Raw genomic sequence first — 18,307 nt, 5'->3', positions numbered from 1 at the left:
CTATTGATTGACGGCGGTGCCTTCCGCGCTCCGCTAACGGGTACACTCCAGAACCGCTCGTTCTCTCCTCGTCGGCCTGGCCTTGTGTAACGGTATAGTTATTCTAGTGAAAACCAGGCGCGACACGCGCTGCACGGCACTTCCTATGACTTTCTTACGAAAAGTGCCGCGAGGAATGTGCAGCCGTGCCCCAAACGGCACTTTTCGTAAGATTTCCACAATAAGTGCCATCTCAAGGCCGTTTCAGGCTTGCTTGCGGTACTTTTGACGGCAACTTATACAATAAGTGCCGCGAGGAGCGTTTCAGCACGCTCCTCGCGGCACTTATTGCGGATTTTCAATCGATTAGTGCTGTTCAAGCACGGCCACTCCGTAGGCACCGAGCTGGATGGCATCGCCAGGCTGGTAGGCAGTGCCGGTGAGCACATCGGTGGCGGCCACATTGGCCTGGGCTTCGCGAGCTTCGCCGGACGGGTTAATCAGGAACACGAACACTGTGCCGTCAGCGGCGATACGACGCGTGATTTCCACGCCGGAACCGTAGTCGGCGGTCACATCGGCCGGCAGTTCGACGCCGTCGAGCGTATGGTCAAGCACCTTGTTGATGCCGTCGGCGCCGAAGAAGGTAGCCACATAGGTCACGCCGCCCATCAGCCCGGTCTGCGGATTGGCCACAGACGGGCGGAAGGTCACGGCCGGGGTGCCAGCATAGTATTCGGCCTCATAGGTGGCAAGCGTTTCGGTGCCGGCGTCGGCATGCACCACGTCGAATAGCGTGGTGGCGTTTACCATATCAGCACCGCCGTCAGCACCAGCCTCAGCACCGCCGAAGCGCACCGGCACCGGGTGAGCTGGCTCCAGTGAATCGGTTTCCTCGGCCCATACGCCGGCCAGATCGCGTAGCGGCACCGGGATTTCGCCCTGATGGATGGAATCGTTCATATCGACCAGCAGTCCCATCACACCGATCACCAAGCGGCCGCCAGCTTCGACATAACCACGCAGGTTCGCATCCACAGCTTCGTCGGTCATGTACAGGCAGGGCGCGAACACGGCGTCATAGCCGCGCAGATCATCATGCGGATTGACGATATCGACCGGCACATTGCGGCGGCGCAGCTCGGTATACCAAGCCTGCACGCGCTGCACATAGTCGAGGGCCACGGTGGGGCCGACGGAATAGGCCAGTCCCCAGCGGGAATTCCAGTCGAAAACCACGGCCACGCGACCATGTTCGACCTTCGAACCAAGGAAGCGGGCCGACACGCGCTTGAGTTCCTGCCCCAGTTCGGCGGACTCACGGAACTGGCGCGGCTTGTTCGTGCCGTCGGAGCCAATTACGGCACCATGGAACTTCTCACAGCCGGAACGGTTCTGCCGCAGCTGGAAGAACTGGATCGTATCGGCACCGTGTGCGATGGCCTGCCAGCTCATCTGACGCATCTGGCCGGGGCGCTTCTGATAGCAGTAGGCCATCCAGTTCTGGCGGGAGGGCGTCTGTTCCATGAGCATCCACGGCTCCTGGCGACCCACGGCGCGCATCAAATCGTGGCGCATCTGGATCTCCTCCGGCGTGGTGTCCATGGAGGGGTAGGAATCCCACGACACCACATCCACGCCGCCGTTGCCATTGTCGCTGTCGCCGGCGCGCCAGGTGAAGTAGTCGTAGTTTTCGAAGGTGCCCATCATATTCGTGGTCACCGGGTTAACTGCGTCGAACTGGCGGATCGCGGCTTTTTCTTCGTTGTACGAATCAACCACACATTCGCCGTAGAAACGCTTGTAGTCCAGAGAGAATGCAGGCAGGATGGCCTTGTCACCCCAGCTGGTGTGGTCGCCAAGCGCATTTGGCGGAAAGATTTCGTCAAAGCTGTGATAAGTGTGGCTCCAGAACGCAGTGTTCCATGCTTGATTCAGAGCCTCGATGCTGCCGTAACGGTTCTTCAGCCACGCGCGGAAGGCTTCGGCACAGATATCGCACCAGCAGAAGCCACCGTATTCGTTGCTGACGTGCCAGGCCACGAGATTGTCGAGATGTGCGTAGCGTTCGGCAAGTTTACCGGCGAGCGCCACCGAATACTTACGATAGGTCGGCGAATTGATGCAGGCGTTGTGGCGTTCGCGATGGCGGTTGCGACGGCCTTCAAAGTCCACGCGGTTGACGTCCGGGTGGCGCAGGCTCATCCATGCGGGCAATGCGCCGGTGGAGGTGGCCATGACGATGTTCATGCCGGCCTTGGTCACCGTTTCGACGATGCGATCGAGCTGGGAGAAGTCGTATTCATCTTCGCTGGGTTGCAACGTGGCCCATGAGAAGACGTTGAGGGTCACCTCGTTGATGCCGGCCTCATGGAAGAGCTTCATATCTTCGGCCCAGATGTTCTCGGGCCATTGCTCGGGGTTGTAGTCGCCGCCGTAGAGCATAGTGCCGGCGGAGTGCAGGCGGCCCCACACGTCTACGGTACTGTTGACGGTATTGATGTTGTTGCTTGCTTCGTTGCAGGACGGGTTGCCCATCGTTGCGTCACCTTTCCTATAAAGTTCAACGACTTTATTTATAACATAATAGATAAGACAGGTATGCGCACTTCGCGCCCGGCTGGCGAGTTGCCTCACCCGCCGGCCCACGAAAGTGCAATCAACCAATCAGCCTTGGCGGCCGGCCAGTCTAGAGCGCAATATGAAGTACAGCGCCCAGTCCTGATCATTGGCCATGGGGTCGGCGAAATGCGCCCGTTCCCCGTTCACCGAATAGGGGAACAGGAATGCTGCCGAGGCACGGCCGCCGGGGAAGAACAGTTGCAGGTTGGCATATCGGCTGGCCAGCGCACGCCGACGCAGCGTATCGGCAGCAGACTCAGCGCTATCAGCACTGCCCGCGGCAACACCAGTATTACCAGCAACAGCAACACTATCCCCCACAACAGAGCCAGCATCCAACAAGCCTCGATCAACCAGATCCGCAATCAGATCGAACACATTGCCGGTCAGTCCGCTCCAATAATGCGGCAACGTGTCACCATACTGCTTGCGTTTGCCGAACCAGAAACCATCCCAGTGGCGAATGGACACTTCACCCAGATGGGCGTCCGGCTGGCAGCCTTGGAACTGGTCAAGCACCTGCGCCTGCTGTAATGCGGCAGCGGCAAGATCCTTGTCTTCGCCCAGCAGTGCGGCCTGCGCGATAACGCTGGCGGCAGGTGCCACAATCGACTGCTCGTAGTTGACTTCATGCTTGGGGTAATGCAAGCCAAGCTGCGCTAGTGTGCGCGCATGGCGCAGGAACATGGCCTTCACATCCGCATAGTCGGCATCCCTGCCTGCGGCCTTGAGGTCACCGGTCACTGCCAGAATCGGCATTTCGATGGTATAGAAACGCCATGAATCATGCTCGTAGAAGTTGCGCACGATGGCCAATGCCATGTCAAGATCGCGACTGTCGCCGGTGAACTTATAGAGCTCGTCGAAGAACGTCGCGTACCATGGCGCATTGTACAGGCGCTTATACGAATCGTCGCGAGGCGAATCGTTATAAACGTAGCCGGTGGTCGGATCAACCAGTTCGCGCGCCACGAACGCCCGGTAGTCGGCCAGACTTTCGCTGATGCGATCGATCAATCCCTGTGCACCGCCAGCCAGCCCCTGCGGCACGGCAACGACGCCATCGCGCAGCGCACGCGCGTAGGAGGCGAGGAAGTTCGCCATACCGGCACGCTCCCTGCCGGCGTTGTAGTCGTTGATCATGCCGGATTCGCTGCTGCGGGCATAGTAATACTGCCGCTCCTCCTCATTGTCGTACGCAAGATACGCACCCTTGAGATGCGGATCAGTGCCGCGATATTGCTGGCGCTCGATGATGAAACGGGCACGGTCGGCCAGCACTTGTTCCACGGATTCGGAAACGAATACGCGCGTACGCGCCGTGTATCGTGGGGCTTCGGCATCAACATCGTTGGGATCATCAGCCTCGTCGGCGAGCGCCGTCGCCTCGATGGTGAACACGTGCTCGCCGATGCGATCCGACAGCCAGTCAGCGGTGTGCGCGGCTTCGGCATCGGGCGTGTATTCGAAGCGATAGCGACCATCAGGCTGACGAACAGCCTCCTGCCCGTTCACCGTCACCCGTGCGGCCTCGAATGCAGGGGCAATAGTCAGCGTCACCGTGCGCCCGGGGAAGGTAACAGTGTGATCCCATGTGGCGCGAATAAAACGCGGATTGAGTTGAGCGGTCTGGGCGAAGAAATCCTCACGATCCTGACAGGGGAAGATCGTCCAAGAGATGCGATGGCTTTGTCCGGCGGCGAATTCCATTGCTTCGGGGTGCAGCACGAAGCATCCGCGATCGTTGCTGTAATGAGCAAAATCGCGGCTGGTGCTGTAGTTGGCGAGCGCCCCTTCGGTCAGCACCAACCCTAAGTGCGGGGCGCGGCCGCTCATGCGCAGCGCGAGCACCCAGCTGGAGGTGCCGCCACAGAACAGATGCGTGTTGCAGTGCTGGTCGATGGAGTATTCGCCGGATTCGTCATAGTAGCGGTCTTCCAGCGGCAGGGTGATGCCGATATCGCCCACTGTGGTGAATACTGTTTTGTCGGTGGTGTTGGTCAGTGTCACGGTGGTGCGGATCAGGTCACCGTTGCGTTCCATTGTCACTTCGGAGGCAATGCCGCCGAGCGCGCTGACGGCAGCGTACGGATGATCGTCGCGCAGCCAGTTCATATTGGTGGCGTCGTCGTTAAAGCGAATAGCAACGTGGCCTAGCGGCGAGGTCATTGATGCGGTGTCTGCGTAGGCCGGAGTGGTCGGGGCATTGTATCCGAGTGTGTACATGGATGAAGCTTCCTTATGAAGATGAAGAGTTGGTTATAAAACGGTGCAGACGTGGGAATTTACAGGCCGTTATCCCAGGAATCGTGCCATGCGAGCTTGGCATTGCCGCCCTCGATTTCGATGGGCAGGGTCACCAGTTCGGAATTACCGAGATCCTTGGGGTTCCAGCGATCGCCGATATACAGGAATCGGCTGGCGTGCCACTGGTCTTCGCCGGCGGTTTCGTTGGGCAGCGGCACGATGATGTCGCACTGCGATTCATAGGTTTTGGAGCCTTCGGGGGTGAAGGGCGTCCATTCGCTCCACGGACCGTGCAGGTCGGGTGCGGTGGCGAACATGTTGTCATTGCAGTCCCAGCCGGTCAGCTGCGAGCCGAACCAGTAGTAGGTGCCGTCGCGCTTGACCACAATCGGCGACTCGTAACCGGCCCAGTAGTTGGTGCCCTTCAAGCAGACAACGTCTTCGACGATGGACAGGTAGTCGTCGGAGAGGCGGTAGATGTGGGTGCCGTGCGGGCGGTCTTCGGATAGGATGTAGCCGGTGCCGTCCTCATCCTGGAATACGCCGATATCGCGCGATTCGTAGCCGCGGTGCTGGATGGTGTTCAAGAATGTGAATCCGCCGGTCGGACTATCGCCTACGGCCACACCGATATGAGCGTAGGAGTAGTTGTTTTCGCCGTCCACATGCAGGTACATCACATACTTGCCGGTGGCGGGGCAATGCAGCACCTTCGGGCGTTCGATAATGCGCTTGGGGCCGACGATTGAGTCGTCACCTTCAACCGGCAAGACGATGCCTTCGTTGGTCCAGTCCACGAAATCGTTGGTGGAATAGCAGGCGACGCCTTGGAAGAGATTGCCGTTGAATTTGACTTCTCCGTAGGCATACCATGTGTCGCCGAAGCGCTGCACGCCAATGCCATGCAGTTGGGCGACTTCGCCCATGTTGTCGTGGAACAGGTTCACGCCGTTCATAGTGGCCATGCGAACTCCTTGGTTGCTGTGTATTGAGAATTATCGGGGACTATCGCAGGCGGCCCATCATCGCAGGCCTTACCGTTGATTAGATTATTGTTTGCGTTATCATTCCTAGAATATAAAAGGGGCCTCAGAAGCGACGAGTGGGAAGACCGCGCCGTTCCAAGACCCCTGGCATTGATCGATCAGCCCTTGACGGCGCCGATCATCACGCCCTTGTTGAAGTACTTCTGCAGGAACGGATAGAGCACCAGCAGGGGCAGAGTGGAGACGAGGATGACGCCATACTTGATCTGGTTGGCAAACTCGCGCTGCTGCAGGATGTCCATGCCGCCGGTGTTGGTCAGGTTGGACTGGTTGGCCAGCAGGATGGCGCGCAGCTGGTTCTGCAACGGCAGCTTGCCATCGTCCTGAATGTAGACCAAGCCGGTGAAGAAGTCGTTCCAGTGGCCCACGAAGTAGTACAGGGCGAGCACGGCGATGATGGCGGAGCTCAACGGCAGCACGATCTTGAAGAAGTAGCCGAAGTAGCCTAGGCCATCGATGGAGGCGGCATCATGCAGATCTTCGGGGATGGAGGTTTCGAAGAAGGAGCGTGCGATGATGAGGTTCCATACCGAAATCGCGCCCGGCAGGATGAACACCAGCCAGTTGTCGATCAGGCCGAGCGAATCGAACAGCAGGTAGTTCGGGATCAGGCCACCGGCGAAGAACATCGTGAAGGTGAACAGGAACAGCACCACGCGGCGCGGCTTGAACTCACGGCGGGACAGGCCGAAGGCTGCGGGGATGGTCACCACCATGTTCAGCGCGGTGCCGACCACGGAGTAGATGATGGTGTTCATGTAGCCGCTCCAGATGCGGTCATCCTGGAACACGCGTGCATAGCCGCCGAGGGAGAATCCGACCGGCCAGAAGGTGACCTTGCCGGTGTTCACGGCGTCCACGTTGGACACGGAGGAGATGATCACGAACCAAATCGGGTAGATGATGGCCACCACGATCAGGACGATCAGTGCCACGATGAAGATGTCGACAATCCAATCGACGACTGTTTTCTTCTGACGAACCTTGGGGTTCCATGGAATCTCATCGGCGGAGGTTTTGCCGGGGGTGAGGGTTGCGCTAGTCATGATATTGCCTTCTGTCTCGTCGCCTTAGAAGATGCTCGTGTCCGATGCCTTCTTGGAGATGTAGTTGGCAACCACCAGGAAGACGAAGTTGATAACGGTGTTGAACAAGCCGATTGCGGTACCGTAACTGAACTGGTTGCCCAGAATACCTATCTGATAGGTGTAAACCGAGATAACATTCGATTTCGGCAGGTTCATCGGGTTCTGCATCAGGAAGACCTTTTCGAAGCCGACGGACAGCACCGAACCCATGCGCAGGATGAGCATGATGCCGACGGTGGGCAGAATGGTCGGGATATCCACGTACTTAATCAGCTGCAGACGGCCGGCGCCATCGATTTTGGCGGCTTCGTACAGGGCCAGATCCACGGAGGAGAGGGCTGCGAGATAGATGATACAGTCCCAGCCCATGTGCTGCCAGACTTCGGTGATCCAGTAGATCGGGGTGAACAGATCAGCGTTGGCCAGCAGGCTTTTGTCTCCGGTGAAGCGGCCGATAATGCCGGAGCCGGGGTTGAGGAAGATGTTGATCATGGAGACGATCACCACCACTGAAATGAAGTGGGGCATGTAGGTGATGGTCTGCACGAAGCTCTTGATTTTCAGGTTGCCGATCTGGTTGATCAGCAGTGCCAGGATGATCGGGGCGATGAAGCCCATTACCAGCGTCCACAGTGAGATGCGGAAAGTGTTGCCCATCAGTTGCAGGAACTGCGGGGATTCGAAGAACTGCTTGAAGTATTTGAGGCCGACCCATTCGCCGCCCATAATGCCTTCGACCGGATCATAGTCGACGAAGGCTAGGCGCAGACCATACATCGGCACGTAGGCGAAGAGTGCCACGAAGCACAGCGCGGGGGCGATCATCACCCAGATGGGCCAGAAATGCTTGAAATGTGCCGCCAAGCGCACCGGCAGCGGGCGCAGTCGAGCGGCTTTGGTGTTGTCCACCACGCCGTTGGCGTCGATGGCACCCGCCGGGATGTTGTTCATTGCAGAGGCCTTCTTGGCCTTGCGACGGGGTTCACTTGCTGTTGCTGACATTGTTATATCCTTCCCCAAGCAACAGATCGGATGATTGTTAAGCGCGACTTTGCGCGTGAAGACATGCCAACGCCGGCGGGTGGGGAGTGCGGGGAGACAAAGGAGGAAACTCTCTCGCGCCCTAAGCCCGCCGGCGTTGTGCATTATTTATTGCGGAGTGACTATCTCAAGAATCACTTGGTGTACTCGTCGTACCACTTCTGCCAAATCTCGACGCCCTGATCGACGCCCAGGGACTTGACCTGCTGGACATAGGAGTCCCAGCCGTCATCGACACCGCCGTCGGACATCCACGTGGCGATCTGCGGAATCACGTAGTTCATAATCGGGGTGTTGAGGTTGGACAGGGTGGTGTTGTCATCGGCGCTCGGGGTCACATAGTCGGGGATGTAATCCTTGACCGGATCGGCGTGGGAGCGCTGCTCTTCGAGCGGATCGTTGACCTTCTTGATATCGTCGGCGTTGTCGTCGCCCTTGATGGTCACTTCGTCCGGAATCCAGCCGGCGAGACGATCGGCGAGGCCGGGGAACTGGTTGTCGTTGGTGAGCTGATCGATCTTCTTGGCGTCGAAGGTGTAGGTGTGGTTGCCGTCGTCGGTCACCGTGTCGCCGAAGGAGCCGCCGAACTGCTGGACGGAATACTTCTCGGAGTAGAGCAGGTTCGCAACCTTGTAGGCAGCTTCCTTGTTCGGAGCGGAAGCGGAAATGGCAAGCTTGTTGTTCTCGTATTCATTGGTGGACAGATCCCACACCGTGTCGTCAGCGGAGACACCGGGCGCAGACGGCACCGGAATGGACTCGTACTGGTCGGCGTAGTCACCGAAGTCGGCGAGCGACCAACCGAAAATGGCACCGGTGTTGCCGGAAACCTGCTCGGCGTAGTAGGGGTCGGCATCCTTGGTGGACCAGTCGGCGGGGATCAGGCCCTCGGAGATGAGCTTGTTGTAGTACTTGATCACGGACTTGAATTCGTCGGAGATCAGGTAGCTGGCAACCTTGCCGTTCTTGACATAGTAGCCCTGCTGGGTCGGGCCCTTGTTGAAGCCTGTGACGATGCCGGTGGAGTTCATGAGCAGCATCGGCGAGTACCAGCCGAAGCCACCGGTGTCGAGCTTGCGGATGTTGAACGGGATTTCATCGTCCTTGCCGTTGCCGTTCGGATCCTGGGTCTTGAATGCCTTGAGCACGTTTTCGAACTCATCCCAGGTGGTCGGCACGTCAAGGCCGAGCTTATCGAGCCAAGACTTGTTGATCATCAGGTGCTGGCCGGAGCCGGCGTAGGCCTTGCCACGGGAGGAGGCGATCACATACATGTGGCCTTCAGGGTCGGTGGTGAGCTTCTGGGCTTCCGGCTTTTCCTTGAAGAAGGCCTTCACATTGGACAGCTTGTCCATGTTCTGGGAGAGATCCTCGAACAGGTGCGAGTACTGCGCGGTGTCGGTCGGGGTGAATGCGCGGATGGAGACGTCGGCGATCTTCTTGGAAGCAAGCGTCGGGTTCTTCTGCTGACCCCACTGGTCGTCGGTGACTTCCTTCCATTCGATGTCGCAGTCGCAATCGGCTTCAAGATCCTTGGCCCACTGCTGGTCCGCCAGCTTGGCCTGGTTGGTGTTCTTCACCACCAGCACGGAGACGATCGGCTTGCCGTCGGCATTGACCGCGGCTTCCTTCTTGTTGCCGCAGGCGGCCATTGCGCCCAACATCGCCAGCGAAGCGGTGATGGCGGTCACCTTGATTGCCGCATTCCTAACCGTCATGGTCTTGTCCTTTCTTTGATCCCAACCATCTGTGGTTGGTATCTTTTGCTTTTGGTTCGCGACTCTCAACCTCGAAATCGCAACGGTACGAATATATCGCATCGGTGCGATTTGCGTCAAATATGCTGCCGCCATCGGCGTTTCTTGTTCTCCTGAATAGATTGAAATCCTTTATTTTCAACGGTTTTAGCCGTTTATCAACGAGGTTCCGACAACACTTGCTTCATCGCACACACCGAAACAAATACGCAACGTTGCGATTTTGTGTATACTGATTTTGCACACAGATAGACGAAGCCGTCGCACACACGCACAGACGCACCAGTCTTAAAGAAAACAGCGCACGGATCGTGCGAAACTCTCGTCTGAACAGGGGTGCTTGGCAACACAGTGCCCAACAAACCAACCTGAAGGAGCGCACGATATGGTCACCCTCAAAGACGTCGCAACCCTGGCCGGGGTCTCCCCCACCACGGCATCGGCGGCGTTGCGCGGGCTCGACGTCGTCAAACCGGAGACCACCGCCAAAGTGCGGCAGGCGGCCAGCGACCTCAACTATCGTGTCAACGCCTCCGCCAAAATGTTGCGCTCCGGACAAACCGGCATCTTCACCTTGGCTGTGCCCGAACTGACCACGCCCTTTTATGCCACACTCGCTGATTGCATGAGCGAAGAGGTGGAAAGCCACGGTTATCGGCTGATTATTCGTAAAACACGATTCAGCGCACAAACCGAACGCCGCGTACTCTCCGAACTCTCCACCACGTTTTCGGACGGTATTTTCATCATCGTCACGCAATTGTCCATCCAACAGGTCAAGGATTTGCTTGGGCAACGACCTGCCGTGCTGTTCGAGGATTTCTCCATGGATGGCTTGTTCGACTCGGTGAACACGCCCGGCGCCGACGGCATTATCACCGCCATCTCGCATCTGAAAGACTGCGGGCGCACCGCCATTGGTGTTATCGGCGGTCTGCCTGATTCTGAGCTGGCCCTTCAGCCGGGAGCGGGATTAACCGCACGGGCGCGACTGGATCGTCTGAACGCCGCCAAACGCGCTCTGCGCGCGATGGAACTCGATGATCACGCAGGATTCATGCAAGCGGATTGGTCGGTGGACGGAGGCGTTGCCGCCGCGCATAAGCTTGTTGAACAAGGCCTGCCCTATGACGGCCTGTGTTGCATGAACGACGATTTGGCGCTCGGCTTGCTGCGCGGATTCCACGAATGTGGTGTGGCCGTGCCCGATCAGGTTGCGGTTATTGGTTTCGACGGCATTCCCCAAGGCTCGTGGAGCGTGCCGACGCTGAGCACCATTGCCGTGGATTTTGATGGCGCTGCGCGATCAGCCTTGCAGCTGATGTTGCGGCATTGCAATAATCCCGACGCCCCTGCTTTCTGTCAACGGGTTACCATCGGGCATCGGTTGATTCCGCGCGAATCCACTGTTGGCGCTTATCGACAGTGAGTTGGCTCAGGCCAACTCAGGCCAACCTAAGCCAACTCAGGCGGATTCAGGCAGATTCGCGGGCGCGCAGATGGAAAGCCGCATGCTCCACATGCGGCGGCGCATTGCGCTCCTCCTGCGTACCCCTGATGCGCGCGACGAGCATATCCAGTGCTTTCACGGCCGTGTCATGGTAATCAACGCCAATGGTGCTCAGTGACGGCACGGCATACTCAGTACCGCGAATATCATCGCTGCCAAATACGGCGATATCGCCCGGAACGGAAAATCCATGATCAGCGAATCCACGAATCAAACCCTCGGCAATCAAATCGTTCATGCACAGACACACGTCGTAGTGCTTGCCTGATTCCAGCACGCTCTGTGCCACGTCGCGACCGTCTTCGGCAGCCCAATCGCAGGCAAAGCAATCGTTTTCGTCGCCTAATCGATGGCGGCGCAGGCAATCCAATACCGTGCGCGCGGAGGATACGCGTCCAGTCATATCGTCACCTTCAAACAGGTTAACATCCAATCCTATTACGGCCACATGCTGGTATCCGCGGCCGATCAGATAGGCGAAGGCGGCTTCGTATTTCTGCACATTGGTGTGCTGGATGCAGTCCAGCACCGGAGTCTCAGAGAAACTGTTGAGCAACACCGCCGGCTTGTCGCCGGTAATCGCCTTGATATCGGCATCGAAGTTGCTGTTGAGGTTCAGAATGAAGCCGTCGCACACCGGCTGGCCGATGCGACGCACCAATTCCAGTTCGGAATCCTTGCCGTAACCGGTCTGGTAGAAGCATGCCTGGAAGCCATGCTTGGGAGCCTCATAGGCGATTTCGTCAATCAGGCGCGCGTAATAGCCGTGAATCAGCTCCGGCACGATAACGGCGATGATGCCGCTGCTGCCTGTGGATAGCGCGCGGGCCTGGGCGTTGGGCACGTATCGCAACGCTTCGGCTGCCTCCAGCACCTTGGTTTTGGTGACTTCCTTAACGATGCTTTCCCCACGCAGCGCAGCGCCGGCCGTGCTTACCGATACGCCGGCTCGTGCGGCCACGTCGCGCAGCGTCACACCCATCCAAGGCTCCTTTTCTGATGATTCTGACGGTTCTAATGACTCTGGTTCTGATGGTTTTGGTTCTGACTATTCCGATAGCTCGGTGACGGTTTATTGACATCCGTATCGCAGTGTCAGCGCTGGTTCTGCTGTTCCTGCTGGTCTTTCTTGCGCTGATCCTTTTCGGTGGGTTCGAGCTCGTGCACATCCATGCCGGGCAGGCGCGCCCACGAATAAATCGCCATCATCGTAGCGAAAATCGGCACGGCCACACCGAAGGCCATCATCAGACCGGGCCAGGTGAAATAGGCCCATACGGTGATAAGGAACAGCGCCAGCACCATGAAGCTGCACAACGGGCGGGCGATCACCATGCTCAGGGAGGTGCGCAGCACCCACATCGGGTTTTCGTCGAAGTTCACGTGGATGCCCCAGCTGACGAACACGAACAGGCCGTAGATGAGGTTGAGCAGCAGCAAGACGCCGGAGACGCCGATGCCGATGGTGCCCATGTCGTTGTTCATCGTCAGCCAGTATTCCCAGATCAGGATTGCCCAGACAATGAACTGCGGATAGCCCAAGAGGTTCGCCGGGCCGATTTCGTCCTTCCATGCCCTGTGGAAGGTGAGCCATGTGCGTTTGACGGTCCAGGAGCGATCCGCAACATCCATAATCCACGAGCGGTAGGTGGCGTATGCGGCAGCGATGGAGGGGAAGAAGCCCACGACGATCAGACCCAGCAGCGTGTGCACCACGAACGCGATGTTCACCACGACGATCATCATGATCACACGGCAAATGAACTCATAGCCTACCGCAAAACGTTTCATCATACCTACCTTTGCGTTAATCCAATCTGCTTCATACTAGCAATCGCAACGCTACAATCGCTGGCGTTTCCCATGTGTGGACGCTTATACGGTTATACCGTGTTGAAGAGTTTGCCGGAGAAGCTGGCGCGGTATTGGCTGGGGGTTAGTCCAATACGGCGTTTGAACACGCGCAGGAAGTATTTGGGGTCGGAGTATCCCACTTCGTGCGCGATGTCGGCCATGGGCAGGCTGGTGGAGCTGAGCAGTTCGCGCGCCCGGTCGATGCGGCATTCGGTGACTTGTTCGACAATGCCGATGCCGAACACGCGTTTGTACAATGCGGTCAGGTAGCTGGGCGAATAGTGGAAGCGCCGGGCCACGGCCGCTACGGTGATGTCGTCAAAGGCGTTGGCGCGAATCCATGAACGCACTCCTTGCATCACGGCCAAGCCTGGCTCGTCGATGGCGTCGGCGGCCATGCCCTCGCGGAATCCTCCGGTGATGACTTTGCCGACGCCTTCGTTGAATCGAATAATGCTGCCTGTCTCTCCGGTGCGCTGCGATTGACGCAGCGATTGGCGTATTTGGGCGGAGACTTCCAGCAGCAGCGAGGTGAGCGCATAGTCACAGTAGGCGTTGGCATGCGGCCCGTGAGCTACATAGAGGTCGAGCAGCTGGTTGGCGAGCACGACCACACGATCCGGATCAGCGAGTCGAGCATGATCAGGCAAAATCAAATTATGCTCATCAGCCGGCAACGCAGCACTGTCAGCAAGGTGTCGCATCTGCGGCAACCGAAAATGCATCCAATGAAATTCCAAATCCTCCCGAATCGTCTCTGCACCAGCATGTTCCACCCCTGCAGGCCAGAGTGCCACTTCACCGGAAGCAATATCGAGCCGCTGCCCGCCAACAATCATCGGCAGCACGCCACGTCGCACAAACACCAGTTCGGTGGAGTCGAGTGTGCGGCGCATATGCCGCCACCCGGCTCCAGACACGAACCGCCCAGTAGAGCAAAATTCCACCGCCCCACTCAACAACGCAGCCCACAATCCCATACCGCCATTATCCCCCGGCACCTCGCCGTTCAGCAAAGCTGAACGAAACCCGCATCGCGCCGTTCAGCGGAGCTGAACGCAAACCCATTCACTGAGTTGCTCAGCTCCGCTGAACGCCAAATAACGCGTGCGACTTCAAGGCGCACCGAGGGAAGCGGTACACCGGGTACCGCGACTGAGGAGCAACGCAGAAGGCGCTCCGTTATTTGGCGTTCAGCCAGACGCGCATTTCGGTTTGGCCCCTATTCGCCCACGCGAAGTAAGGAATCAAAGTGGCCGTAACCGGTTCGCACTTAACGGGTCGCCATGCCGTGTACAACGGGCTGCGCGGAGCATCAAGATCGGCATCGTCGGGGGTTTCAACCGGAGCCGCTTCACGCAAAGCGGGCACGCGCAGCATGACCATGTGGCGGGTGACGGGGTCGACTTCGCCGGTGCCTTTTTCGTCCATGCCGGTGGCACCGGAGGTGAAGTCGAAGGGCACAGCCTGCACGCCTGAGCAGTCAACGCCGACGGAGGCGGTGTCGACGAACAGGGATTGCAGTTGTTCGCCGTTGTCGTGGCCTTCGGCGGCAAACACGATGGGCCCGCGCACGAAGGCGACGCGGCCGGTGTTTTCGCTGACGCGTGGGTTGGAGACGACCATGCGCACGGGCATGGGGAAGTCGAAGGCGATGGTGTCGCCGTCATGCCATTCGCCGGTGAGGTAGAGGTAGCCGTCGCGCACGTCGCGGCTGACTGCGGCAGTGGTGGTCACTGCATTAGCGGCGGCTGCGCCACCGGCCCATGCGGGCAGGCGGAAGGCGAGGGTGGCTTGAACGGCAGCGCCGGCAGTGTGGAATATGGCCTTGCCGGTGCCTTCCCAGGGCAGGTTGGCGGTGACGTCGAGCGTCACTTTGTGCCCGGCGAGCTCGCAAGCGGCGGATCCACCCATGTAGAGGTGGGTGAACAGGGTGTTGCCGTCGTCGGCGAGTGTGTAGGCGTATTCCTGCACGGATTCGACGATGCGGGCGATGTTGGGCGGGCAGCAGGCGCAGCCGAACCACTTCTGGCGCACGGTTTTGACGTGGGACCAGTTGTCGTCGCCGTAGTTGACGGCACGCGGACGCACTTCCAGGGGGTTGACGTAGAAGAAGGATTTGCCGTCCAAGGCCATGCCGGCGAGCACGGTGTTGTAGAGGGCGGTTTCCATAACGTCGGCGTATTCGCTTTTGGCTTCAATCTCGAGCATGCGGCGGGAGAAGAAGGCGAGTGCGATGGCTGCGCAGGTTTCCGAGTAGGCCAGGTCGTTGGCCAGTTCGTAGTCGGCTGCGAAGGCTTCGCCGTGGCGGGTGCCGCCGATGCCGCCGGTCAGGTACAGCTTTTTGTCGACGATGTTGCGCCACAGTTTGTGGGCGGCGTCGGTCAGTGCTTTGTCTCCGGTGATGCGGGCCACGTCGGCCAGTCCGGAATAGAAGTAGGCGGCGCGCACGGCGTGGCCGACGGCTTCATGCTGGTCTACAGCCGGCTCATGCGCCTGATAGTAGGCGTAGGGCTTGGGCTTGTTGGTGTTCGGGCGGAAGGTCTGGCCTTCGTGTTCAGCGCGGGCGCGGTCTTCGCGTTCGAAGTAGAGCGGAGATTGGCCACGCTGGCGCACGAAGTAGGCGGCCAGATCGGCGTACTTGCTCTCGCCGGTGGCTTCGGCGAGACGCACCAGCGCCATTTCGGCGATTTCGTGGCCCGGATAGCCGTCGAGTTTACCTTCTTCAGTGCCGAAGCGGGAGGCCACATAGTCGGCGAATCGTGCGGCGGCCTTAAGCAGCTTGTCTTTGCCGGTGCCCTGATAATAGGCGACGGCACCTTCGACCAGATGGCCCAGGCAGTAGAGCTCGTGATGATCCTTCAGGTTGGTGAAGTGACGATCCATGCCGTTGAGGATGTAATAGGTGTCGAGGTAGCCGTTGTCGAGCTGTGCGGCGCACACGATGTCGATGGCCTGATCGGCGGTGGCTTCGAGTTCGGCGTCGGGGTGCTGGGCGAGGCTATAGCCCACAGCTTCAATCCACTTAGAGAAGTCGGTGTCTTGGAAGACGAAGCCGTAGAACTTGTCGTCGTCGGGATGGGCCGGATCGTCGGGCAGGGCGTTGAAGCCGCGATCGGTGTAGGTGGGCGGCACGAATTGCGTGCCTTGCGTGTGCTTGGCGGCGTTTTGCGCTGCTGCGGCTTTGAAGTTGTGCATGCAGTAGCTGGGTTCGGCGCCCGGCACCTGATCATTGAGTGCGCGCCACTGGAATGGGATGACGGCGGTGCGCACCAGCTCCTGTTCGGCGTGCCAGAACGAGTCGGTGACGGTGACGTTGCGGATAGCCAGCGGCTTGCTGTGCTGCGGACCTGCGCTGACGGAAGCGTTGGTGGTGCTGGCGGAATCGGTCATGATGTGATCTCCTTTGATGGCCAACATGGTTATGTATCGGTACACATCAACGATAGGACGAATCGCACAGCTACAAGGTGGACAAATCGTTGCCAAGGTGGATTGTTTGTAGCTGCATGCTGTATGCCGTGTCGCAGACCATATCTCGCGCTGCAACAGCACCGAGCACACTGGCATACCCGCATCGAAACGATGCCGCGATATAATCGGCCACGGTTCTGACCGGGTGGGTCGCGCCTGACGCGTGCGGCACAGGCCGATCAGGGCGAATCTTAATTCGCGTCGAAGTGGGCCGTCACGTTTTACCGTGCACGGCGTCGCTTCGCGCACCCCTAAGAAAGCAGAGAAGTATGGAGAAGTTCTTCCATCTCAAGGAGAACGGTACGACGGCCTCGACCGAAATTCTGGCCGGCCTGACCACGTTCTTCGCCATGGCATACATCATCGTCGTCAACCCGCAGATTCTGTCGCAGACCGGCATGCCGTGGGGCGGCGTATTCCTGGCCACCATTATCGCGGCCATCATCGGCACCCTCGTGATGGGCCTGTTCGCCAACGTGCCGTACGCACAGGCCGCGGGCATGGGCCTCAACGCCTTCTTCACCTACACAGTGTGCTTCGGCCTCGGCTTCACCTGGCAGCAGACGCTGTGCATGGTGTTCCTGTGCGGCCTGATCAATATCATCATCACCGTCACCAAGATCCGCAAAATGATCATCATGGCCATCCCTGAGCCTTTGCAGCACGCCATCGGCGGCGGCATCGGCCTGTTCGTGGCCTACGTGGGCATGCTGAACGTCGGTCTGATCAAGTTCACCCCCGGCGACCCCAAGGCCGCTGCCGAAGGTGGCGCCGTCGCCGCAACCCCGGGTCTGGCCACCTTCAACGACAAGGTGCTGTGGGTGTTCCTCATCGGCCTGGTGCTGGCCATCGTGTTCACCGTGATGAAGATCAAGGGCGGTATGCTGCTGGCCATCGCCATCACCACTGTGATCGGCATTCCCTTCGGCGTGACCACTTGGTCGTCTTCGCAGTCCCTCGGACAGACCTTCTCCGAGCTGCCGACCACCTTTGGCGCGATTTTCTCCGCCGACGGCTTCCCGGCGCTGTTCTCCGACCCGGCCAAGCTGCCGCTGGTGTTGGTGACCATCTTCGCGTTCTCCATGTCTGACACCTTCGACACGCTGGGCACCTTCATCGGCACCGGCCGTCGCACCGGCATCTTCTCCGCCGAGGATGAGAAGGCTCTGGAGAACGGCCACGGCTTCTCCTCCAAGATGGACAAGGCTCTGTTCGCCGACTCCATCGCCACCTCGATCGGCGCCATCTGCGGTACCTCGAACACCACCACCTACGTGGAATCCTCCGCTGGCATCGCCGCAGGTGGCCGCACCGGTCTGACCTCCGTGGTTGTGGCGATCTGCTTCGCGCTGTCTGCCTTCTTTGCCCCCGTGATTTCCGCTGTACCGTCCGCCGCAACCGCTGGCGTGCTGGTGATCGTCGGCTGCATGATGGCCGCATCCCTCAAGGAAGTTCACTGGGAGGATATCGCTGAGGCCATTCCGGCGTTCTTCGCTGCCGTGTTCATGGCGTTCAGCTACTCCATCTCCTACGGCATCGCCGGTGGCTTCATCATGTGGTGCATCGTGAAGACCTGCAAGGGCAAGGCCAAGGAAGTCCACCCGATCGTGTGGATCGTGTCGGCACTGTTCATTCTCGATTTCGTGCTGATGGCCATGCTGTAAATCCTTCAGCATAGGCAAAAACGAC

12 protein-coding genes are annotated in these 18,307 nt (G+C 59.0%); 2 read left to right on the top strand and 10 right to left on the bottom strand.

Annotated elements, in window-relative coordinates:
- Positions 1–345: 345 nt before the first annotated feature.
- From G1C95_RS08865 to G1C95_RS08840, 6 genes are all read right to left on the bottom strand, one after another.
- Positions 346–2,517 (bottom strand): beta-galactosidase, encoded by a 2,172-nt coding sequence (locus G1C95_RS08865; RefSeq protein ID WP_169172601.1) that lies wholly within the window; start codon positions 2,515–2,517, stop codon positions 346–348.
- 129 nt (positions 2,518–2,646) lie between these two features.
- Positions 2,647–4,827: a hypothetical protein gene (locus G1C95_RS08860; RefSeq protein WP_169172600.1), complete on the bottom strand. Its 2,181-nt coding sequence runs from the start codon at positions 4,825–4,827 to the stop codon at positions 2,647–2,649.
- 59 nt (positions 4,828–4,886) lie between these two features.
- Positions 4,887–5,813 carry a family 43 glycosylhydrolase gene (locus tag G1C95_RS08855; protein WP_169172599.1) on the bottom strand — a complete coding sequence of 309 codons (927 nt, stop codon included), beginning with the start codon at positions 5,811–5,813 and terminating at the stop codon, positions 4,887–4,889.
- Between the two features lie 179 nt (positions 5,814–5,992).
- Entirely contained in the window at positions 5,993–6,940 is a 948-nt protein-coding gene (locus tag G1C95_RS08850) for a carbohydrate ABC transporter permease (RefSeq protein ID WP_169172598.1), read from the bottom strand.
- Positions 6,941–6,964: 24 nt separating this feature from the next.
- On the bottom strand, positions 6,965–7,933 hold the full coding sequence (locus tag G1C95_RS08845) for an ABC transporter permease (protein ID WP_205832799.1): 969 nt from the start codon (positions 7,931–7,933) through the stop codon (positions 6,965–6,967).
- Between the two features lie 224 nt (positions 7,934–8,157).
- Positions 8,158–9,741 carry a type 2 periplasmic-binding domain-containing protein gene (locus G1C95_RS08840; RefSeq protein WP_169172596.1) on the bottom strand — a complete coding sequence of 528 codons (1,584 nt, stop codon included), beginning with the start codon at positions 9,739–9,741 and terminating at the stop codon, positions 8,158–8,160.
- A 424-nt stretch (positions 9,742–10,165) separates the two neighbouring features.
- On the opposite strand from G1C95_RS08840, the gene G1C95_RS08835 reads away from it, so the two are divergent.
- The gene (locus tag G1C95_RS08835; protein ID WP_169172595.1) at positions 10,166–11,209 is read left to right on the top strand and encodes a LacI family DNA-binding transcriptional regulator; all 1,044 of its coding nucleotides are present in this window, start codon (positions 10,166–10,168) and stop codon (positions 11,207–11,209) included.
- A gap of 46 nt (positions 11,210–11,255) precedes the next feature.
- Here G1C95_RS08835 and G1C95_RS08830 read toward each other — a convergent pair whose 3' ends face one another.
- The 4 genes from G1C95_RS08830 to G1C95_RS08815 all read right to left on the bottom strand — a co-directional run bounded on the left by G1C95_RS08830 (position 11,256) and on the right by G1C95_RS08815 (position 16,537).
- Positions 11,256–12,272, bottom strand: a complete 1,017-nt coding sequence (locus tag G1C95_RS08830) for a LacI family DNA-binding transcriptional regulator (RefSeq protein ID WP_169172594.1) — start codon at positions 12,270–12,272, stop codon at positions 11,256–11,258.
- 113 nt (positions 12,273–12,385) lie between these two features.
- Positions 12,386–13,084, bottom strand: a complete 699-nt coding sequence (locus G1C95_RS08825; RefSeq protein ID WP_240947509.1) for a YesL family protein — start codon at positions 13,082–13,084, stop codon at positions 12,386–12,388.
- 89 nt (positions 13,085–13,173) lie between these two features.
- Positions 13,174–14,124: a helix-turn-helix domain-containing protein gene (locus tag G1C95_RS08820; protein ID WP_169172593.1), complete on the bottom strand. Its 951-nt coding sequence runs from the start codon at positions 14,122–14,124 to the stop codon at positions 13,174–13,176.
- A gap of 202 nt (positions 14,125–14,326) precedes the next feature.
- Complete coding sequence (locus G1C95_RS08815; protein WP_169172592.1) at positions 14,327–16,537, bottom strand: glycoside hydrolase family 127 protein; 2,211 nt, start codon at positions 16,535–16,537, stop codon at positions 14,327–14,329.
- Between the two features lie 350 nt (positions 16,538–16,887).
- Between G1C95_RS08815 and G1C95_RS08810 the strand changes: the two genes are divergently transcribed.
- On the top strand, positions 16,888–18,282 hold the full coding sequence (locus G1C95_RS08810) for an NCS2 family permease (RefSeq protein WP_169172591.1): 1,395 nt from the start codon (positions 16,888–16,890) through the stop codon (positions 18,280–18,282).
- The last annotated feature ends 25 nt before the right edge of the window (positions 18,283–18,307 follow it).

This window comes from Bifidobacterium oedipodis (assembly GCF_012932425.1).
In the GTDB taxonomy this organism is placed as follows: Bacteria; Actinomycetota; Actinomycetes; order Actinomycetales; family Bifidobacteriaceae; genus Bifidobacterium; species Bifidobacterium oedipodis.
The sequence above is the reverse complement of the archived record's forward strand: the minus strand, read 5'-3'. Positions and strand labels throughout refer to the sequence as shown.